Consider the following 19372-nt stretch of genomic DNA (forward strand, 5'->3'; position numbering starts at 1 on the left):
ACAGTTGCCATGCTTGTTAGTTATTCTCGTTGAACTCAGTATCTTGAAGTTGTTTGAATATATAAATTTAAAAAAAAGAGACATAAGATGCACAAAAAACTCATCATTCTAAGCTTGCCTATTCTATTAGCTGCATGTGCGGCACCAAAGTATACGGTAGAAACAATCTCGAAAGAAAATCAGAGCAAGGAAATCACCATCGTAAAAGACAACGCCACGCGAGATGTTTTCTTAGATTCGATGCAAGACTGGTGTTTGGATACCGCCCATAAATGCACAGTCGTAAGCGACGGCACGCCTCCTGTTAGCTCTGAGCTAACACTTACTTACGTATCACGCTGGAGCTGGGATTTTAGAACATTTATCGCTGATGCTCAGATCAAAGCCTACAAAAATAACGAAAAAGTAGGACAAGTTGAATTTAAAGCACCAAACAGCGCGAATCCAGATAAATGGGGTAAAGACAACAAACGAATCATTTCGATGATGGATCTGTTATTCGGTAAACAAACCGTGAGTGAGGCTCAATCCAAGATTAAGCTGGGCGAAATGTAATGAGCCGAACAATTGCCCATTTAACAAGCATCATATATTTGTAGAGAAAGATAGGAATGTTTAAGTGACTGAAGTCAAAACCATTGGGCTTTTCTTTATAACCGCCATTGCAGAAATATTAGGCTGCTACTTACCTTATCTCTGGTTAAAGGAAGATAAGTCAGTTTGGCTTTTGGTACCAGCAGCGCTATGCCTTGCTATGTTTGCTTGGCTTCTATCTTTACATCCTACCGCAACTGGCAGAGTTTATGCCGCTTACGGTGGTGTCTATATTTTTGTCGCAATTCTATGGTTGTGGTGTATCGACGGCGTTCGACCAACGCTCTGGGACATAGTGGGGGTTTCTGTCGCTATGCTTGGCATGTCAATCATCATGTTTTCACCCAGAGCATCCTAAACGTAACCGAGGGAAACCCTTACGCTTAGTATTTTGGCTATGTGCTAGATTTATTGATTAATAACATTATGACGTAATTGCTACATAGCCAAAGTACGCTTGGGCTTCACCCCAAAACAGCGCTATTTATAGGAGATACTAATGAACCATGCAGTGAAGGCAAGATTTGATGAGTATCCAAAACATGTGCGTATTCGGATAGAAGAGCTACGAAATATCGTCTTAACTATCGCTTCTGAATTAAAACTGGGGGAAGTTGAAGAATCTCTAAAATGGGGAGAGCCAAGCTACAGTGTGAAAACAGGTAGCCCGGTAAGGATGGATTGGAAACAGAAAACGCCTAGTCGTTATTATCTGTTCTTTAATTGCCAAACTAAGCTCGTCGACACATTCCGCGAACTGTATAGTGACTCACTTGAGTTTCAGGGTAATCGAGCAATAATTCTATCTTTATCAGCACCTTTGCCAGAAGCTTCAATCAAGACCTGTTTAGAATTAGCATTAACCTATCAAAAGCGAAAGAACTTACCTCTTTTAGGTATGTAAGATCGCTTAATAAAACTATTTACGGCCGATTAACCATATTCAACTACTCTACCTTTGTATCCTTTTTAATGCTTCCGCAGTAAAGTTTTAGATTAAGTGGTCACGTTAATAGCGCCGTAACCAAACTAGTAATATCGAAATAAAGAAGAGTTTATGAAATCAAAAATCTTGTTCTTACTTATGCTTGGAGCTCATTTCAATGCTTTTTCAGCGACGAACTATCAAGTCAATGTGGTAGTAACAGAGCCTCAATCAACATTCATTTTTCCGACTTTTGAAATATCCTCTAAAGGAAAAAGCAAAACCAGTTTTGTCGACGGCTGCACGTACTTAGGGACCCTTTCAGAACCGAGCAAAAATAGTATACAGCTTGAAGCTACCATGTCATGCAACCAAGATGGCTCTACGTCAAGGATGGAAATGTCGGTATTTGTGCTCAACTCCGAGGGTCAAAGCGCGAGTTATGATCTTGTAGAAAACGGGATCGTGATGTGGAAATATTCTGTAGAAGTTAAGCCGTCACTTAAAAAGTGATATATCAGAAATACTAAAGTAACAATCAGCACTATTAACCGCCGTTTAAGTGTAATAGGTATATTCTTTACGACTTAATGACGTTACTTGTTGCCGCAAGTCTCCAACTCATGTACAAAGCAGCCCTAATTTTAATAGGAGCTAAGTGGCATGAATTTAATTGTACGTCAGGTAACTTTAGGTGATGCTGAAGGCATTACAAACGTCCTCAACCCCATCATTATTGAAGGTTTATACACTGTATTAGATACGCCTTTCACACCTGAAGAAGAAAAAGAGTTCATTACTCATTTCCCAGAACGGGGCGTGTTTACAGTCGCTTTATCCGAAAATAGCTCACAAGTCATAGGTTTCCAAAATATCGAGCCATTTGCACAATATACAAAAGCTTTTGACCATGTTGGCATAATTGGTACGTTTGTTAGTGACGGTGCTCGTGGCCAAGGTGTGTCTAAACAGCTTTTCAAATCGACATTCGAAGTAGCCAAACAAAAGGGTTACGAAAAACTATTTGCGTACGTTCGCGGCGATAATGAGCGAGCGTTATCAGCCTATCTCAAACAAGGCTTCGAAATCGTAGGGACCGCGAAGAAGCATGCAAAAGTTCGTGGGAAATACGTAGACGAAGTCCTCATTGAGAAGTTTTTGTAGGTGTTAAGTCGCTAAACACTAAGCACGCATATAAGAACATTTGAACCAAGACTCAATTTCCGTCGTAGAAATCTCTTTTCTAAAATAGGTTATTTGAAATGAAACTGACCTCGGAAACTGAGTCAAGAATAATAGAAATGGCATGGGAAGACCGCACCCCATTTGAGGCTATCGAATTTCAATTTGGTTTGAATGAATCCGACGTGATTCAGTTTATGCGTAGCCGGCTCAAATCAAGTAGCTTTAAATTGTGGCGTAAAAGGGTTTCGGGGCGCAATACAAAACACAACAAGCTACGAAACTCAGACATCATTAGAGGTTATTGCCCAACTCAATATAAGCCGCGATAGCGAACTGCACTTGGCATAAATTTTTATTACGAATCGCAACATTTATCGCCCTACCTTTGAACCAACTTCATGATTGGAGGGGAATAGTCACCACTTAATTCAACCTAGGTGTTTCAGGGCGATAATAAATTCAATGGGAGTCATCTTAACGTCCTCAGTCGCCATCAAACTAATGATTCCACAGAAAAGATTGATACAAAACGCCCACTAAAAGTAACTCAGATTAAGGCGTCATTTAATCCGTGTATCAATCTCTTTTACCTTCTGTTTAGGCACTAGAATCACTAACCTTCTATTTTATCTTTGAAGGCACAGATAAAAAGCTGCATGATTAAAAAGGAAAAATAGCGGATAACGGTTTAACAAGCACTCGGAGCTTGGAGGCAATTTTGAACAAATTACTTATGATGTTTGCGTTGGTTTCTTTACCTTGCTTGGCCTCTGATGATGTTGAAGATCCCTGCAAAGTAAAAGGCGGGGGCGTTATGGCTGGTTATCAGTGTGTAGAAAAGAAGATGGAATCTGCAGATAAAGAGCTTAACGAAAGTTACAAGGAAGCAATCGCTAGAATAGGTGAGGAAGAAAAAGCACTAAGGAAAACATGGTCTCAGACCGAACTGGTAGAGCCATTTCGAAAGGCCCAAAGAGCTTGGCTAAAATACAGAGACGCCGAATGTGAATTTACGGGCCTGTCTTCCACACCCTCACCCTGGCAAGGTGTCCAGATTGAAGAGTGTAAGTTAAGAATGACGTTAGAACGCGTCGAGTACTTCAATGGAGTATACGTAGGCTAAACGGATTACATCTAACAAAGCACTTCAATAAGATTCGCAACTCTTGGCAATTTCAGTTTAAATGTACTCGGTGTTTAAGATGCAAACGTTCAGGTTGAGTGGTCGCTCCGCTTACTACTTAACCCTGCGTTGTGCGTAAAGCTAATATGGGTGTGAAATAATTATGGAAAAAGACGATTTAGTTGGGCTAGTAGTTAAGTATTTCGAGAAAATAGATGCCGGTGATCCTAGCTATCTGGATCTATTCTCAGAGGATGTTGATTTTTTCTTTCCTAAATTTGGGCAAGCGAAAGGAAAGAGTGCCTTAGTGGAGTTTGGCAATAGGATTGGTAGCTCGTTGATTAGTATCTGGCACGACATAGACGGCTTTCAAATAACGACTGCTGGAAACAAGGTCATTGTTGAAGGACAGGAAGGCGGCGTAATGAGTGATGGTACCTCTTGGCCGGACAACAAAGTTTCCACAGGGCGTTTTTGTAGTGTATTTGAGTTTGAAGGAAAAATGATAAGTCGTATGTTTGTGTACGTAGACCCTGACTTCCCGAGTCGAGATTTTGAGAGAATTTCCGTGCTGTCAGGCGAGAGCAACGTGCGACAAACTGTTCAAGCCTGAATACTACCGCTACCGCATAGCATCTTTGTTATGCGGTAGTATTCGTAGTTAAGGTGTGTTAAGGGCTTTGATATCGCTTTACTCACACCTTATCAGTGCGTTAGCTATATTCCCTTACTGATAGAAATGCTACTTTCTTCAATCGTCCTGTATTATGATAATGAAAAAGATTGCACTAATTTTAAAATTAAAATAAACCAAAAATTTTTTCTAAAACTACTCCCTGTCCCTTTTCTTCTAACCGGTTGCCAGTCTACGCAAAGCCAGCTTCAGCCTATACCTGAAAACGTATTATCAAACCTATCGACTCAATGGGCAGTGGTAGAGGCCTGTTTTCACTCCGATGCTTATAGCTTAGAGCAATCCGTAAACTATCGAGAGGCCATTAACTATTCTTTTTCTACTTGGCTAGTCGATCAGTCCGATATCGATCAGTCTGTAAATGAAGCTCGTGTAGCGTTATCAGAATATCAGTCTCAGAATGATGGTTTAGGAACAACATGTAAGGATTGGCACCTACCCTTAGAATCTGGGTTGCGAGAAGTTAACAATCACAAGAATCAAGTGGCGATAAACCAGCAGCGAGCACATGAAATACATAAAGCAAACGCTTCTAAACCTGTGACGTATTCAACACCAGCATCTACTTCGACTAGTAATGTTGTTCACTGTTACAAATTGGAAGACGTTAGCTTGAATAAGAACATTCAAACCTTTAATGGAATGATATGCCCTATAGGCTGGCTTAAATATTATGGCTATTAATGTATTTGATTAATACAGCACTTAAGAATGAACTCTAAGTTTAATTTTTAGTTCAAGATTGGGTTTCTTGTTTACAATGTTATGTTTCCAGTTGGATTACCGTATTCGAATAGATTGACGAAGTTAATCAATATATGTGTATTGATGCTTACTTTTTATCGAGTTATCTTTGTTTGATAGCCATTAAAACGAGTAAGGAAACAAAGTGACTGTGTTAACAAAAGGCATACACCACGTAGGTTTAACCGTATCTAACCTAGAAGCAAGCGCGAAGTTTTTCACTGAACAATTAGGTTGGAGTGAAGTAAAAAGAAATCCAGACTACCCGGCAATATTTGTGAGTGATGGGCATATCATGCTTACACTATGGGCGGCTAAGGCTGATGCCGCCACTCCATTTGACAGAAAAACGAATATTGGTTTGCATCACTTAGCTTTACTGGTAGAGACTGAGAAGCAACTCGATGAGTTGCGTGATCAATTTATGGCGTCGGGAATCGAAATTGAGTTTGGTCCCGAGCTTGTTAAAACAGGACCCGCAAAACATTTAATGTGTTACGACCCAAGTGGTATTAGGGTTGAGTTTTTCTGGGCGGGCTCATAAAACAAACATAACAAAGTTTTATAATAGGGATTTGGCACACATGGCATTGTTAGTTTGCACCGCCTTTGGTGTTTAAGGTGCTCAGTAGAAGCTTGCGTATTGAATGCCCCTCCCCTCCTACTACACATTTTGCGACTTACGAGTAAGTCCAAAAGGATAAATGTTATGTATAAAATCGGCGTTGTTTTATTTGATGATTTCACGGATGTCGATTTCTTTCTTATGTATGACTTGCTGGGGCGCACAACCGACAGTTGGACAGTAAGTATACTTGGAACTAAATCTGAACATCATTCCCACCTCGGTATGAAAGTTAAAACAGACGGACACCTTTCTGAGGTGACGAATCAAGATGTCGTTCTTATTACAAGCGGCAAACAGGGTATTCCAGCCGCTTTAAAAGATGCTGAATTTATGTCAGCGTTGAATCTTGATCCAAATAGGCAGCTAATAGGTTCGATTTGTGCGGGATCATTCATCCTCCATGAACTCGGTTTACTAAAAGGCAAGCGATTAACAACAAACCCAGATGCAAAGGCTGTTCTACAAAGTATGGGAGGAGATGTTCAGGATCTGCCTCTCGTGATAGACGGTAATGTAGCGACGGCCGGTGGCTGTCTTTCACTGATGTATCTAATTGGTTGGTTAACAGAGCGGCTATTTGACTCAAACAAACGAAAAGCTATACAAAATCAATTGATACCTGCTGGGCAATTAGAGCTGTTTGAAGAACTTATTGCCACAACTATTCAATCAGCAGAGTTAGCAAGCTCGGATAACAAGGCGTTAAATAATCATTCATAACATGTGGTGTTTTACATTACGTTAGTTTTAGTGTTTAGGGTAAGTCACACATCAGTCTTGTGTGACTTACCCTTGAACATAACGCCACTTGGGGAAATTAACTTACAGGGAGTAAATCAATTGGTAAAAATGTACGGTTCTGAAGAGACAAGAGCGTTTTGCTGTAATTGTAAAGAAGTAACGCTGCATCGGTACGAAAGCTTCTCTAAAGCGCAGGAAAAGACCGAGAAAAAAGCTAAAGGTTTCTTCTCAGGTCTATTTGCAGCAATAATTAGCTCATTAATGGAAGGCGAAGCGACTGGTGACTACAAATGTACAATATGCGGCACCAATCTTCACACGCCAGATAATTTAGATTAATAGTCATTGTCTCTAATGCCACGGCTAGTGGCACGCAACATGATTTATAGACGGCTCTAGTGGGTTTGAAGCGTATACACCTTATGCATTGCATTTAGGGTTTTGAGGTTGTGTTGCGGATCAGGTAGTGCGCTTTTATCTTTAACAAGGGGCTAACGCAGAGCAAAAACAAGGGACAAGAAAAGAAGTAGTTTTATTTGAGTATAAATGAATTACAGACACAAAAAAGCCCACCAAAAGGTGGGCTTTTTTAAAATTTGGTGGGTCCGGGCGAACTCGAATCGCCGACCCCTACCATGTCAAGGTAGTACTCTAACCAACTGAGCTACGGACCCAAATTTTTATGTTCCTAACCATTCAATTCAGAATGGTGCGTCCGAGTGGACTCGAACCACCGACCCCCGCCATGTCAAGGCGATACTCTAACCAGCTGAGCTACGGACGCATTTCTCTGGAACGACGAGGATATTAGCTATAAGCGAACGACGGTGCAAGCACAAATTTACCAACTTTGAACCGTTTGGCGAAAATGTAAACTCAACACGCGTTTTCAGATGATTTTATCGACAAGGACTGAGCCTGCAGGGTTTAAAAGTGTGATCTATATAACTTTTATTATCTCACTTAATTGTCGTAAGGCACTTCACTGAGCATCCAAATCTGTAAGGTTTGCGATACCTTAGGGCAAGTGCCGAACAAAATCTGATATTTAGGTTTAAATGGTTCGCCGATATAGGTTGTACGAATCAACTCTCCTGTTTTGACGTCCACTTGAGTGCTCACCCTGCCTTTGAAGTTTTGAAATATGACAAACTGCTCACTGTGGTAAACCATTTGCTCTCGGTAAAACAAGAAATGATCTTGGGGTGTCTCTGTCAATTCACACTCCAGTGGTTTCAAATTAGGTATCGCACTAACATTAGATGCGATGAACAATGCTGACAAAATCCATCCGTATCGCATATGGCTGCCCTATTCTGCACTCTTTTTCAAAGTATAGGTCTTGCCTTGAGGACAGATACAAAAAAGGCTTTGATCATCTCTAATCAAAGCCCCTTGTTTCTGCTGGTTAATTGTCGTGTTTAGTCGTCCGCCTCAAACACAACGTTATAATTTTCGGTGTATGTACAATTCGGCTGACGGCTACAAGTAAAGAAACGTCTCCCTTTGAACTCACCTTGGCTTGCGGTTTTAATGATCATCGGACTGCCGCATTTTTTGCAAAAGCGCACTTCTTTATCGGGCTCAATCAAATCAATGTGTGCCGCAAGCAAACGACGTAATCGCCCAACTTGATAACTGTGCTTTATCGAAGCGCCGATTAAAGGCAGGTTGGCCGTCTTACAAACATGAATCAATAACTTTTGTCTTTCTATCTTACCCTTGTTTAGCTCCTGCCCATTATCCAATTCAACGATAACGCGCGGCTCTAGTGTCCTTGGGTCACAAATAACGTAATCAAAATAGCTTCGAGATATACGATTGTTCGCGACAAAAAACTGCTTCTTATTTTTGATTTCTTTTGGCGTAACCAAACTGGACATGTTTACTTTCGCGAATACTACGGCATGCTCCCCGACCGCCGCTCTTAACGCATTATAGAACGCACCCTCTTGACCTCTGAGCAGAGGGCCTTTCGAGCGATAAGGATAATCACGCGTGTCATCGTGCTTAATCACGTACTTTTGAATAACAAAGAAGAATAAAACCAGAAGAACAACAATGATAAAAATGTTGGTCATAAATAAAGTGCATCCAAAACAACTCGTTGCTCAAAGCGTAAATGGAAATGTTATGCAGAGCAACAAAACCTCGCAATTTTGAGGCGCCACGACGATAGCGAGAAACAGAAAATTTTGCTCACCAATAAAAACGAGCCAATCACACACTTGGATTGGCTCGTTTAAATTTTGTTAATACATTATGTATGCTAAGAATCAACTATTAGCGTCTGGCTGATTCTCTGGCATCGCATCAATAAAAGCTGGCAGTTGATTGCATGACTGCACAACAGCGTTAATGGTTGGATAAAGAGAAGTATCTACACCAAAGCGTTGTGCGTTATAAAATTGTGGTACCAGACAAATATCGACAATAGATGGCGAGCTTGTCAGGCTAAACTTGCAATCACCATTTAGTTTACGATGCTTCTGAAGTTTCTCTTCTAATGCTGTAAAACCTTTGTGGATCCAGTGATGAATCCAAGCGACTTTGCGCTCTGGTTCGCAAGCTAGCTCCCCCTCTAAATACTGTAGAACTCTTAAGTTATTCAGGGGATGAATCTCCATTGCAATATCCTGAGCCAAAGCTTGCGCTTGGTATCGAAGCGGCGTTTGCTCGGGGATCACAGTGACATCCGGGTAGTGTTCTTCTAAGTATTGAATGATCGCCAGTGACTGGGTTAACTGAACCTCCCCATCCACTAGCAAAGGAACCAGTTCAGAAGCGTTTAACTCATGGTACTCGTCACTGTGTTGTTCGCCACCATTGCGCACCAAGTGTACCGATTTTGAATCATACGATAACTCTTTAAGATTCAAGCAAATACGCACACGATATGCCGCCGATGATCGCCAGTATCCGTATAAAATCATGCTATCGCTCATATCGTCTCCCAACCAGCACTGTTAGTGCTTGAGATATTGGCTAACTTGTTGGTCAATCGAACCGAATATGTTGTTGCCATCCGCATCGAACATTTCCAATCTAATTGAATCTCCAAACGACATGAAGTTAGTCGACGGCTTACCATCACGAATGGTTTCAATCATGCGAACTTCCGCGATACATGAATAACCAACACCACCCTCCTCAATCGAAGTGCCATATTCGGCGCCTTGCTTATTAGAGACCGTGCCAGAACCTATAATTGCCCCAGCAGATAGCGGGCGCGTTTTAGTCGCATGAACAATTAAGTCTGCAAAATCAAACGTCATATCGATACCCGCATTTGGGCGACCAAACGGCTTGTGGTTGTATGTCGAGACCAGTGGTAAATGCACTTTGTTTTCGTACCACGCATCGCCTAGTTCGTCAGGTGTTACTGCCACAGGAGAAAACGCAGAAGAAGGTTTAGATTGGAAAAAACCAAACCCTTTAGCTAACTCTGCCGGAATTAGACCGCGCAGTGAGACATCATTCACCAGCATGATCAAACGAATCGACTCCTGAGCCTCTGCAACACTCGCGCCCATTGGTACGTCACCAGTTACCACAGCAACTTCACCTTCGAAATCAATACCCCATTCATCACTCGCAAACTCGATGTTGTCACAAGGTCCAATAAAGGCATCAGAGCCTCCTTGGTACATCAACGGGTCCGTCCAAAAACTCTCTGGCATTTCAGCGCCGCGAGCTTTTCGAACCAACTCAACGTGGTTTACGTAAGCACTGCCATCAGCCCACTGATAAGCGCGAGGAAGCGGCGACTCACAGTAGTGCGCTTCAAACTCTTCATACCCTGCAACCGTGCCATTGTTCAGTGCAACGTATAGCTCTTCCAGTTGCGGTGCTAGCGTATCCCAGTTATCAAGCGCCACCTGCATCGTCGGTGCTAAGTTCATAGGGTGGAAAATTTCTGTCGCAGGTACGCAGCGCGTTAAGTCTTTGCTCACGACCATCAACAAACCGTCACGAGTGCCATTTTTCTTGGTTGCTAATTTCATCCTTGCCTCTTACTTCTCTTGCCAGCTATAGACGTATTCTTTGTTTTCTACTTTTTCCAGCTCATCCGAAAACTGAAGTGCGTGACGCGTATCAATCATGACCGCAACTTCGTCGGCAAAAGTCTTCTTATGCTCTCGCCCTGCTTTGAATGCTTTCGGGTGAGGACCATGCGTAAATCCTGCTGGATGGAATGTCACCATGCCTGCTTCAATGTTGTCACGGCTGAAAAAATCACCTGCATGGTAGAACAAGACTTCGTCATAATCGTCATTGTTGTGGTAGAACGGTACTTTGAGCGCTCCAGGATCACTTTCAATTGGACGAGGAACGAAGGTACACACCACAAATCCTGCTCCTACAAATGTAGTATGTGCAGAAGGCGGTAAATGGTAACGATGTGACATAAGTGGACGAATATCACGCCAGTTCACTTTTACTACCGCCAAATCACCATGCCACCCAATCGCATCCAGCGGGTTGAATGGGTAAGTGATAACACTGACTTTATCGTGGCGTTTCACCTGAACCTGTGTTTGATTCTCAGAATATTGAGCACGGAACTGATCGTTGATCGACGGCGTTTCTAAAACCGCCGGATCAAACACCGCGTGGTTTCCAACCATGCCTTTTTCGGGCAATGTATAAGCCGCATCGGTGTTTTCAATCATCAGAATGAACATCGGCTCGCTTGGTTCTAAACGCCAGCTCGTTGAGCGCGGGATCATGACATAATCCCCTTCGCTCACTTTCAAATGACCATAATCACAGTAGAGATCTGCCGTACCTTGGTGGATGAATAGCAGTTCGTCGCCATCTGCATTTCTCACCAAGAAGTCCATTTTTTCATCCATACGCCAAACACGAACTTTACAATTCGCGTTGTGTAATAGATGCGGGACTGCCCAAGGGGTAATATGGCTGGCTTTTTCGACTAGATTAAAATCAAACGCTCGTGGACGTAGCTCGCCCTCCCACTCAGACCACCCCGTTGGGGCATGTTGATGATGAAAATGTGTTGCGGGGCCGAAGAAGCCACTTCGACCTGCCTCACGTTCATAAATTGCCTCTTCCGGGAAGTCAGCATGTGCTTGTTTAGAGCACACTCCCTCCCGGTGAGGGAATGTGATCCATTTATGCATCGCTCAATACTCCTCGGCGAATTTGGTCTTCTTCTATCGATTCAAACAACGCTTTGAAGTTACCCTCGCCAAAGCCTTCATTGCCTTTACGTTGGATGATTTCGAAGAACACAGGGCCGATAACGGTTTGAGTAAAGATCTGTAGCAAGATGCCATCTTTCGTTGGTGCACCATCAATAAGAATCTGCAAATCACGAAGCTTGCTTACATCTTCACCGTGGCCTTCAACACGCTGATCGACTTTCTCGTAATAAGTATCTGGCGTTGGCATAAAGTCCATGCCTCGCTCACGCAAGGTTTTGACCGTTTCGTAGATGTCGTCAGTGGTCAATGCGATGTGTTGAATACCTTCGCCATTGTATTCACGGATAAACTCTTCAATCTGTGATTTATCATCTGACGACTCATTGATAGGAATTCGGATTTTGCCGCAAGGTGCGGTCATCGCACGGCTGACAAGACCAGTCAGCTTACCTTCGATATCGAAATAACGAATTTCGCGGAAGTTACCAATGCGCTCATAGAAACCAGACCAGACATCCATGTTGCCTTGCTTAACGTTGTGCGTTAAGTGGTCGATTTCGTAAAGACCAACATTCGCTTTTGATAAACGTTCATCAGCATCATCATAAAAACGAAAATCGACATCATAAATACTCTGCTTTCCATAACGGTCGACAAAATAAAGCAAGCTTTCACCGATGCCATAAATAGCAGGAATGCTTAGCTCCATCGGCCCAATTTCCGTTTTATATTCTTTACCGCCTTTCTCTAACGCATGCGCCAGAGCAACTGTGGCGTCTTTCACACGAAATGCCATGCCACAAACCGACGGACCGTGAACTTTGGCGAATCCCTCAGCTTGGCTATGCGGCTGCGCATTCACAATAAAGCTAATGTCACCTTGTCGATATAACCACGCTTCTTTTGAGCGATGCTTTGCAATCTCCGCAAAACCTAACGATATAAACAGATCTTTAAGCTGTTGAATGCCTTTGTTGTCAGCAGCAGTATATTCAACAAACTCAAATCCGTCTGTTCCTAGTGGGTTATATGCATCAACCATGACTTTCTCCTTGTCTCAGTAGCTTTTGTTTGGACTTATTTTTCTAACTTGGCGCAGGTCTTGAGAAATTGGAATACGTGGGGAGAAATCTTTATCTTGGCGATTTTTACGCATAATTGTAAAATATATGTTACACACAGAGAACGCATCGAACCCACTTTCGTAAACATCAAACAAACTGCTTATTTTCAATATATTAGATTGATATTTTCGGCTTTACGCCACCACATAAAATGTAAACAAGTTGTTACTTTGGCATTTTATCTTGGCAACGTAGCTCAAAAAGCAAAAGGGGATGGAAAGTCTATTGCACCCTATCTCTATCCGATTTATTCATTTGATCCTGCAAAACATCAAAAGTAATGTTTCGTGACGCTTCATACAGTTCGAAAGGCTCATTGGTCAGAATCGTGTCATGGATACCCCTTTATTGATTCACCTCAGTTTTATTCAAAAGTAACTGTGCCATAAGTGGTGCTCTGTTCCCTATCGAGCCGAGCCACAAGGCTTCACGCTCGATCAGAAAAAGAGACATCTAATGACACACATCAATCAAGAACGCTTAGTTGAACACTTTTGCCAACTAGTACGTATCGACAGCGAATCAAAAAACGAAAAACAAATTGCAGAAACACTGGCAGAACAGCTAGGCGAGCTAGGCTTTACCGTACGCAAACTTCCAGTACCTGAGCACATTTCTAACGGTTTTAACGTGTACGCCCGTTTAGACGGCAAAAAAGACGGCTCTATTCTAATGAGCTGTCATATGGATACGGTCACTCCAGGTATTGGCATTGAGCCAATCATCGAAGACGGCGTTATCCGTTCAAAAGGCAATACGATTCTTGGTGGCGATGATAAATCTGGTATTGCTGCCATCATGGAAGCCGTTCGTTGTATTCAAGCGGAAAACCGTGAGCACAAAACGTTAGAACTTGCTTTCACCGTGTATGAAGAAGGCGGTTTATTCGGTTCACAATACTTCGATATGTCACACGTCACTTCAACGGAAGCAATCGTGTTAGATACGGGTGGCCCTATTGGCACCATTGTGACCGCAGCCCCAGGCCAGCAAAAGATCATGGCAAAAATCAAAGGTCGACCAGCACACGCAGGGCTTGCGCCAGAAGAAGGCATCAGTGCGATCATGGTGGCGGCTGATGCTATCAACCAAATGAAGCTACTTCGCATCGACGAAGAAACGACAGCCAACATCGGTATGGTTAACGGCGGTCAGGCCACAAACATTGTTATGCCTGAATTAAAAATCGTGGCAGAAGCACGCTCCCTGAATGGCGATAAACTAGATGCTCAGGTCAATCATATGATCTCAACATTAGAGTCTGTCTGTAAAAAACACGGTGCAGAAGTCGAAATTGAATCTAGCCGAGCCTACGACGCTTTTGTTATTGAAGAAAACCACCCACACGTAAACGCTATAAAAACAGCGTTTTCAGAGTTGGGAATTGACGCCTTCACAAAAGGCACTGGCGGCGGTAGCGATGCCAATAACTTTAACAAGAAAGGTCTCACAACGGTCAACCTTTCAACTGGCATGGCAAAAGTACACACGACAGAAGAGTTTATCGCGGTAAGTGATATGGTCAAAATCACTGAGTTCGTGAAACATTTCCTAGTCAGTTAACGTCGTGCCTTTTGAAGAGCAGACTGACTATCTTCCCCTTCTAGCCTGTGCTTGAAGGGGATTTTAATTTGTATCGAAGCAAAATTACTTCCCGTCATGCCAACTTGATATCAGATCTTCAAAGAAATTCCCCTAGCTCACTTTTTGAGACCAGACAGCTCAACACCTGACACCCTGTTACAGTAATGTTAAAACTCGATTGTGTAGACAATTTATACAATATACATTTTTGGCATCTTTCAGGATGAAAAGAGTGAGACAAGGATGAAATTACCTAAGTTGCTTTTATTAGCGTCGATGATGAGTCCAATACTGGCAACATCAAGCTATGCCGCGCCGTATCCCGTAGGTGTGACCCTCGATGAGACACAAGAAATTACGCTAAACAATGGGGCTGAAGTTACTTCTATTGACCCAGCCAAGCAAGCCGCAGAGCCCGCTTTCAATCTCGGTCGAGACCTGTTTGAAGGTCTGGTCATTCAAGATAAGCAAGGTAAAACCATTCCTGGTGTTGCTGAATCTTGGTCAGTCAATGACAACAATACAGTTTATACCTTCCACTTACGTGATGCAAAATGGTCAAATGGCGAAACGGTCACTGCACAAGATTTTGTCTACAGCTGGCAACGCTTACTGAATCCAAGCACTGCTTCACCGTACGCTTGGTTTGCGGCCATTCCAAATATCGAAAACTCGCAAGCCATTATGAAGGGCGAAGCCGAGCCTGAGTCTTTGGGCGTGAAGGCGCTGGATGAAAAAACGTTCCAGGTAACACTCGAAGAGCCTATTCCCTTCTTTACGAAACTATTAAGTCATCCAGTGCTTGCCCCCGTTCATAAAGCGACCATTGAAAAACATGGCAACCGTTGGACCCAGCCAGAACATATAGTTACAAATGGTGCGTTTACTGTCTCTGAATGGAAAGTTAACGAAAAACTGGTGATGGTTAAAAATACACATTATTGGGACTCAAGCAATGTAGTGCTGGAAAAAGTCACCTGGCTACCAATTGGTGATGCAAACGTAGTGCTAAACCGCTACCTAGCCGGTGAGATAGACCAAGCGGTTTCCATTCCTGCCGCTCAGAAGAAAAAGTTAATTCAACAACGCCCACAAGAAGTGGCAAGCACCAGTGCGTCTCTTGGCTCCACATTCTATTACCTCAACACTCAACAAGGGCCAACAAAAGACGTGCGGGTTCGTAAAGCCCTCTCATATGCCATTGACCGTCAACTGTTAACGAGTGCTATTTTGAGAAACGGTGGGGTTCCAATGTATACCCTTGTGCCACCTCAAACAGATGGTTTTAAATCTCACACTCCTGAGTTCGCAACTTGGAACCGCCATAAACGTATCGAAAAAGCGCAGCAATTACTGTCAGAAGCTGGATACGATAAAAGCAATCCGCTTAAGTTAACGTTTACCGTACCAACTTTCTCGATGGACGTAAAAATGGCAACCACCATGGCAGGCATGTGGAAAAGCCGATTGGGTGCGCAAGTCACGATAAAACAGCTAGAACCGAAAGTGTTCTACGCACTTAAAGAGCCGACCGACATTACTCGCGGCGGCTGGACGGCCGACTACAATGAAGCCTCTACATGGTTGGATATCTTCGTTTCTAGTGGCGAGTACAACGATTCTCGTTATAACAACCCGCAATACGACGAGTTAATGGCTCGCTCAAAGACCATGAGCAACCCATCAGAACTGTATTTACAAGCAGAAAGCATGCTGATTGAAGACATGGCCATTATTCCTATTTATCGTCCGGGTAACGATCAATACCTCATCAAGCCTTATGTGGGCGGCTACGAACTGACAAACCCTGAGTCGTCGTACTACCGCAAGAATGTCTATGTAAAAGCCCACTAAAAGCATGTTTTCGGTCTGAGTCGGCAAGTTCAATGTTTACTTGCCGTTCCTCATATCTCTCGGTGGAGAAGGCAACCTGAGCTCAGACCATTTTTTATTCATAACCGTTCGAAGTGATTTCGGATGACCAAAGGATGATGGATCATGATTTGGTACATTGTTAAGCGATTAGCTATCGCTATCCCCACGCTTCTATTCATCGCACTCGTATCATTTTGGCTGATGCACATTGCACCAGGGGGACCATTTGATATGGAACGGCCTATGCCAGAAGTGGTACGTGCTAATATCGAAGCAAAATTCCATTTGGACCAGCCCTTCCTTACTCAGTTTTGGATTTACATTGGTAATTTCATACAAGGAGATCTCGGTCCGAGCTTCGTTTATCAAGACTTCAGTGTTACACAGCTCGTCGCACAATCATGGCCTGTTTCAGCAGTATTAGGCGTACTCTCTTTTTGTATTTCCGTTCCACTTGGCATGTTGCTTGGCACCATTGCGGCATTGAACCGAAATAGCCGCCTAGATTACGGCCTGATGACACTTTCGATGACTGGAGTTGTGGTTCCGGCTTTCGTGCTTGCTCCAGTTTTAGTCATGATTTTCGCTATTCAGCTCGGCTGGTTCCCTGCTGGTGGTTGGGAAGGAGGAAAGCTGGCTTTTCTTGTTCTTCCCGTGCTCAGCCTGGCGATTGGCTCCATTGCGAGTATTGCACGCGTCATGCGTGGCGCAATGATTGAAACACTCAACCAACCATACATTCGAACGGCAAAGGCCAAAGGTTTGTCCACAACCTACATTTTATTCCATCACGCTTTGCGACCATCCCTGATTCCCGTCGTTGCGATGCTCGGCCCTGCGTTTGTGTCTGTCGTGACAGGCTCGGTAATTATCGACATTTTCTTTGGTACAGGTGGCATGGGACAACACTTTGTGTCTGGGGCTCTCAACCGCGACTACGGCCTAGTAATGGGCATTACTCTGATTGTCGCTTCACTCACTATCTTCTTTAACCTTGTGGTCGACTTGCTATATACGATTATCGACCCTCGTATACGCGTTTAGGAGTCCGGCATGTTAACGATCAAAAAACTGGATACACAAGCTCTTCAAGATCAAGTCGTCGACAATATTGAAGCCGTCGAAGGTCGCAGTCTTTGGCAGGATGCATGGACTCGATTTCGTAAAAACAGAGCCGCGATGACATCAGTGTATGTTTTGGCGTTCATTACCTTATGCATCACCTTCGGCCCCTCTCTTGCCGCTTTTGGCCATGATGAAATTGACTGGGAAGTGCTCATCGATCCATACGAGCTAGGGAAACCTTCACTGAGCAGTGGCCATTACTTTGGTACCGATGATCTCGGGCAAGATGTCTTTGCTCGCACGATGCAAGGCGGCAGGCTCTCTATTTTGGTGGGTTTTGTCGGCGCCTTAGTCGCCGTTGTTATTGGTACGATTTGGGGAAGTATTTCCGGCTATCTTGGCGGCGTTGTCGATAGCGTAATGATGCGCATTATTGAGGTGCTCGATTCGGTGCCATTTATGTTTATGGTTATCCTGTTTGTTACCCTTTTTGGCAACAACATCTACCTGATTTTTATCGTGATCGGAATGGTATCTTGGCTGGGCATTGCCCGTGTTGTACGTGGTGTCACCTTCGGTCTAAAAAAGAGAGAGTTCATCGAAGCCGCACACTCTATTGGGGTTTCTAAATTGACAATTGTCCGACGCCATGTTCTGCCTAATGTGCTTGGGATCGTGATGGTTTATTCCTCATTAATGGTACCAGGATTCATTATGTTCGAATCGTTTTTGAGCTTCTTAGGGCTTGGTGTTCAACCACCCGACACGAGCTGGGGAATCCTAATTTCCGAAGGCGCAAAAACGATTGACGTTGCATTGTGGATGCTGCTTTTTCCCTCTCTGTTTTTAGTTGCCACCCTCTTTTGTTTTAACTTCATCGGCGATGGCTTGCGTGATGCTCTTGACCCGAAAGACCGATAAGGACAAACCCATGCTATCTATTGAAAACATGAACGTGCGCTTCGATACGCCAGATGGGCAAGTGCAAGCGGTCAGTAATCTCTCCTACTCGATTAAAGCGGGCGAAACTCTTGGGATTGTTGGGGAATCAGGTTCGGGAAAAAGCCAATCTGTTTTCGCATTAATGGGGTTAACCGCAGACAACGGCGCCGTGTCTGGAAGCGCAATGTTCCACGGTGATGATTTACTCGCGATGTCGAAAAAGCAGCTCAACCGCATCCGTGCAGAGAAAATCGGAATGATCTTTCAAGATCCGATGACGTCACTTAATCCATTCATGAAAATTGGCAAGCAGCTTTGTGAAGTTCTCATGATTCATAAAGGAATGAGCCGAAAACAAGCAAAAATTGAATCGATTCACATGTTGGATGCGGTGCGTATTCCCTCTCCCGAAACTCGGATGAATCAATACCCTCACGAATTATCTGGCGGAATGCGTCAGCGAATCATGATAGCGATGGCGTTGTTGTGTAAGCCCGAGTTATTAATTGCAGACGAACCAACCACCGCATTAGATGTAACCGTTCAGGCTCAAATTTTGACGCTATTACGAGACTTACAACAAGAGTTCAATACGGCCATTTTACTGATCACTCACGATATGGGCGTCGTCGCCGAGATGTGTGATCGCGTATTGGTCATGTATGGTGGTCAAAAAATGGAGCAATCCGATACCGAGACATTGTTCGCTCAACCTGCTCACCCCTATACTCAAGGCCTGCTAAAGGCTATTCCTTCTATCACTGAAGATATGCCGCGTTTACCAACCATCCCAGGTAACCCACCAAGTGCGTTGATTAACCATAAAGGGTGTCCGTTTAGAGAGCGGTGCGAGCATCGAGAGACGCGTTGCCAATATGAAACCCCACGGTTTTCTCCATTAAACACGAGCCAGTCCATTGCCTGTCACGTTAACGCACCCAGTGTTATCACTCCTATTCAAATAAAAGCTTAAGGAGGCG

Annotated in this window: 23 protein-coding genes and 2 tRNA genes; 17 read left to right on the top strand and 8 right to left on the bottom strand. The window is 43.5% G+C overall.

From position 1 onward, the window contains the following. Positions 1-87: 87 nt before the first annotated feature. The 12 genes from R7E51_RS02710 to R7E51_RS02765 all read left to right on the top strand — a co-directional run bounded on the left by R7E51_RS02710 (position 88) and on the right by R7E51_RS02765 (position 6973). On the top strand, positions 88-555 hold the full coding sequence (locus tag R7E51_RS02710; protein WP_005385757.1) for an Sbal_3080 family lipoprotein: 468 nt from the start codon (positions 88-90) through the stop codon (positions 553-555). Between the two features lie 64 nt (positions 556-619). Next, complete coding sequence (locus tag R7E51_RS02715; RefSeq protein ID WP_005377819.1) at positions 620-952, top strand: YnfA family protein; 333 nt, start codon at positions 620-622, stop codon at positions 950-952. Between the two features lie 141 nt (positions 953-1093). Then, positions 1094-1498: a DUF1801 domain-containing protein gene (locus R7E51_RS02720; protein ID WP_017633973.1), complete on the top strand. Its 405-nt coding sequence runs from the start codon at positions 1094-1096 to the stop codon at positions 1496-1498. Between the two features lie 153 nt (positions 1499-1651). Beyond that, positions 1652-2032 (top strand): hypothetical protein, encoded by a 381-nt coding sequence (locus tag R7E51_RS02725; protein ID WP_206957289.1) that lies wholly within the window; start codon positions 1652-1654, stop codon positions 2030-2032. Positions 2033-2182: 150 nt separating this feature from the next. Next, positions 2183-2683 (top strand): GNAT family N-acetyltransferase, encoded by a 501-nt coding sequence (locus R7E51_RS02730; RefSeq protein WP_053306918.1) that lies wholly within the window; start codon positions 2183-2185, stop codon positions 2681-2683. 98 nt (positions 2684-2781) lie between these two features. Continuing rightward, the gene (locus R7E51_RS02735; protein ID WP_005377824.1) at positions 2782-3033 is read left to right on the top strand and encodes a TIGR03643 family protein; all 252 of its coding nucleotides are present in this window, start codon (positions 2782-2784) and stop codon (positions 3031-3033) included. A 404-nt stretch (positions 3034-3437) separates the two neighbouring features. After that, positions 3438-3827 (top strand): lysozyme inhibitor LprI family protein, encoded by a 390-nt coding sequence (locus tag R7E51_RS02740; RefSeq protein ID WP_065274430.1) that lies wholly within the window; start codon positions 3438-3440, stop codon positions 3825-3827. 163 nt (positions 3828-3990) lie between these two features. Then, a complete protein-coding gene (locus R7E51_RS02745) occupies positions 3991-4440 on the top strand; it encodes a nuclear transport factor 2 family protein (protein ID WP_005377826.1) in 450 nt (149 codons plus the stop codon). Positions 4441-4566: 126 nt separating this feature from the next. Continuing rightward, complete coding sequence (locus R7E51_RS02750; protein WP_206957291.1) at positions 4567-5205, top strand: hypothetical protein; 639 nt, start codon at positions 4567-4569, stop codon at positions 5203-5205. 205 nt (positions 5206-5410) lie between these two features. After that, a complete protein-coding gene (locus R7E51_RS02755; RefSeq protein ID WP_017820909.1) occupies positions 5411-5809 on the top strand; it encodes a VOC family protein in 399 nt (132 codons plus the stop codon). Positions 5810-5974: 165 nt separating this feature from the next. Next, positions 5975-6613, top strand: coding sequence for a DJ-1/PfpI family protein (locus R7E51_RS02760; protein ID WP_017820908.1), 639 nt, complete (start codon positions 5975-5977; stop codon positions 6611-6613). A gap of 129 nt (positions 6614-6742) precedes the next feature. Beyond that, on the top strand, positions 6743-6973 hold the full coding sequence (locus R7E51_RS02765; protein ID WP_017820907.1) for a hypothetical protein: 231 nt from the start codon (positions 6743-6745) through the stop codon (positions 6971-6973). 258 nt (positions 6974-7231) lie between these two features. Here R7E51_RS02765 and R7E51_RS02770 read toward each other — a convergent pair. The 8 genes from R7E51_RS02770 to hppD all read right to left on the bottom strand — a co-directional run bounded on the left by R7E51_RS02770 (position 7232) and on the right by hppD (position 12844). Then, positions 7232-7308, bottom strand: a tRNA-Val gene (locus R7E51_RS02770). A gap of 33 nt (positions 7309-7341) precedes the next feature. Beyond that, positions 7342-7418 (bottom strand) — tRNA-Val (locus R7E51_RS02775). A 179-nt stretch (positions 7419-7597) separates the two neighbouring features. Further along, a complete protein-coding gene (locus R7E51_RS02780; RefSeq protein WP_005377830.1) occupies positions 7598-7936 on the bottom strand; it encodes a hypothetical protein in 339 nt (112 codons plus the stop codon). 119 nt (positions 7937-8055) lie between these two features. Next, positions 8056-8715 carry a DUF2726 domain-containing protein gene (locus R7E51_RS02785; protein ID WP_005377831.1) on the bottom strand — a complete coding sequence of 220 codons (660 nt, stop codon included), beginning with the start codon at positions 8713-8715 and terminating at the stop codon, positions 8056-8058. Between the two features lie 195 nt (positions 8716-8910). Beyond that, complete coding sequence (maiA, locus tag R7E51_RS02790) at positions 8911-9579, bottom strand: maleylacetoacetate isomerase (RefSeq protein ID WP_206957294.1); 669 nt, start codon at positions 9577-9579, stop codon at positions 8911-8913. A 21-nt stretch (positions 9580-9600) separates the two neighbouring features. Beyond that, positions 9601-10638: a fumarylacetoacetate hydrolase family protein gene (locus tag R7E51_RS02795; RefSeq protein ID WP_114322409.1), complete on the bottom strand. Its 1038-nt coding sequence runs from the start codon at positions 10636-10638 to the stop codon at positions 9601-9603. Between the two features lie 9 nt (positions 10639-10647). Next, complete coding sequence (locus tag R7E51_RS02800; protein ID WP_042521907.1) at positions 10648-11778, bottom strand: homogentisate 1,2-dioxygenase; 1131 nt, start codon at positions 11776-11778, stop codon at positions 10648-10650. Continuing rightward, positions 11771-12844, bottom strand: coding sequence for a 4-hydroxyphenylpyruvate dioxygenase (gene hppD / locus R7E51_RS02805; protein ID WP_005388950.1), 1074 nt, complete (start codon positions 12842-12844; stop codon positions 11771-11773). Before hppD ends, R7E51_RS02800 begins: the two co-directional genes overlap by 8 nt. Positions 12845-13382: 538 nt before the next feature. Between hppD and R7E51_RS02810 the strand changes: the two genes are divergently transcribed. The 5 genes from R7E51_RS02810 to R7E51_RS02830 all read left to right on the top strand — a co-directional run bounded on the left by R7E51_RS02810 (position 13383) and on the right by R7E51_RS02830 (position 19365). Then, on the top strand, positions 13383-14489 hold the full coding sequence (locus tag R7E51_RS02810; RefSeq protein WP_136976262.1) for a M20/M25/M40 family metallo-hydrolase: 1107 nt from the start codon (positions 13383-13385) through the stop codon (positions 14487-14489). A 264-nt stretch (positions 14490-14753) separates the two neighbouring features. After that, on the top strand, positions 14754-16364 hold the full coding sequence (locus R7E51_RS02815; protein ID WP_206957297.1) for a peptide ABC transporter substrate-binding protein: 1611 nt from the start codon (positions 14754-14756) through the stop codon (positions 16362-16364). Positions 16365-16508: 144 nt separating this feature from the next. Continuing rightward, positions 16509-17429 carry an oligopeptide ABC transporter permease OppB gene (gene oppB / locus R7E51_RS02820; protein ID WP_005377838.1) on the top strand — a complete coding sequence of 307 codons (921 nt, stop codon included), beginning with the start codon at positions 16509-16511 and terminating at the stop codon, positions 17427-17429. 9 nt (positions 17430-17438) lie between these two features. Next, a complete protein-coding gene (locus R7E51_RS02825; RefSeq protein WP_005377839.1) occupies positions 17439-18371 on the top strand; it encodes an ABC transporter permease subunit in 933 nt (310 codons plus the stop codon). Positions 18372-18381: 10 nt separating this feature from the next. Next, complete coding sequence (locus R7E51_RS02830; protein WP_005377840.1) at positions 18382-19365, top strand: ABC transporter ATP-binding protein; 984 nt, start codon at positions 18382-18384, stop codon at positions 19363-19365. Positions 19366-19372: the final 7 nt, after the last annotated feature.

Origin of the sequence: Vibrio sp. Vb1166, assembly GCF_033338695.1 — a bacterium.
Lineage (GTDB): Bacteria > Pseudomonadota > Gammaproteobacteria > Enterobacterales > Vibrionaceae > Vibrio > Vibrio alginolyticus.

What these genes read in the sequence shown, in the direction of transcription:
- R7E51_RS02825 (WP_005377839.1), top strand. Translation starts at nt 17,439, where the DNA reads ATGTTAACGATCAAAAAACTGGATACACAAGCTCTTCAAGATCAAGTC.
- oppB (WP_005377838.1), top strand. Translation starts at nt 16,509, where the DNA reads ATGATTTGGTACATTGTTAAGCGATTAGCTATCGCTATCCCCACGCTT.
- R7E51_RS02765 (WP_017820907.1), top strand. Translation starts at nt 6,743, where the DNA reads ATGTACGGTTCTGAAGAGACAAGAGCGTTTTGCTGTAATTGTAAAGAA.
- R7E51_RS02810 (WP_136976262.1), top strand. Translation starts at nt 13,383, where the DNA reads ATGACACACATCAATCAAGAACGCTTAGTTGAACACTTTTGCCAACTA.
- R7E51_RS02785 (WP_005377831.1), bottom strand. Translation starts at nt 8,715, where the DNA reads ATGACCAACATTTTTATCATTGTTGTTCTTCTGGTTTTATTCTTCTTT.
- R7E51_RS02780 (WP_005377830.1), bottom strand. Translation starts at nt 7,936, where the DNA reads ATGCGATACGGATGGATTTTGTCAGCATTGTTCATCGCATCTAATGTT.
- R7E51_RS02725 (WP_206957289.1), top strand. Translation starts at nt 1,652, where the DNA reads ATGAAATCAAAAATCTTGTTCTTACTTATGCTTGGAGCTCATTTCAAT.
- maiA (WP_206957294.1), bottom strand. Translation starts at nt 9,579, where the DNA reads ATGAGCGATAGCATGATTTTATACGGATACTGGCGATCATCGGCGGCA.
- R7E51_RS02800 (WP_042521907.1), bottom strand. Translation starts at nt 11,778, where the DNA reads ATGCATAAATGGATCACATTCCCTCACCGGGAGGGAGTGTGCTCTAAA.
- R7E51_RS02830 (WP_005377840.1), top strand. Translation starts at nt 18,382, where the DNA reads ATGCTATCTATTGAAAACATGAACGTGCGCTTCGATACGCCAGATGGG.
- R7E51_RS02720 (WP_017633973.1), top strand. Translation starts at nt 1,094, where the DNA reads ATGAACCATGCAGTGAAGGCAAGATTTGATGAGTATCCAAAACATGTG.
- R7E51_RS02795 (WP_114322409.1), bottom strand. Translation starts at nt 10,638, where the DNA reads ATGAAATTAGCAACCAAGAAAAATGGCACTCGTGACGGTTTGTTGATG.
- R7E51_RS02735 (WP_005377824.1), top strand. Translation starts at nt 2,782, where the DNA reads ATGAAACTGACCTCGGAAACTGAGTCAAGAATAATAGAAATGGCATGG.
- R7E51_RS02745 (WP_005377826.1), top strand. Translation starts at nt 3,991, where the DNA reads ATGGAAAAAGACGATTTAGTTGGGCTAGTAGTTAAGTATTTCGAGAAA.
- R7E51_RS02730 (WP_053306918.1), top strand. Translation starts at nt 2,183, where the DNA reads ATGAATTTAATTGTACGTCAGGTAACTTTAGGTGATGCTGAAGGCATT.
- R7E51_RS02750 (WP_206957291.1), top strand. Translation starts at nt 4,567, where the DNA reads ATGCTACTTTCTTCAATCGTCCTGTATTATGATAATGAAAAAGATTGC.
- hppD (WP_005388950.1), bottom strand. Translation starts at nt 12,844, where the DNA reads ATGGTTGATGCATATAACCCACTAGGAACAGACGGATTTGAGTTTGTT.
- R7E51_RS02815 (WP_206957297.1), top strand. Translation starts at nt 14,754, where the DNA reads ATGAAATTACCTAAGTTGCTTTTATTAGCGTCGATGATGAGTCCAATA.
- R7E51_RS02740 (WP_065274430.1), top strand. Translation starts at nt 3,438, where the DNA reads ATGATGTTTGCGTTGGTTTCTTTACCTTGCTTGGCCTCTGATGATGTT.
- R7E51_RS02760 (WP_017820908.1), top strand. Translation starts at nt 5,975, where the DNA reads ATGTATAAAATCGGCGTTGTTTTATTTGATGATTTCACGGATGTCGAT.
- R7E51_RS02710 (WP_005385757.1), top strand. Translation starts at nt 88, where the DNA reads ATGCACAAAAAACTCATCATTCTAAGCTTGCCTATTCTATTAGCTGCA.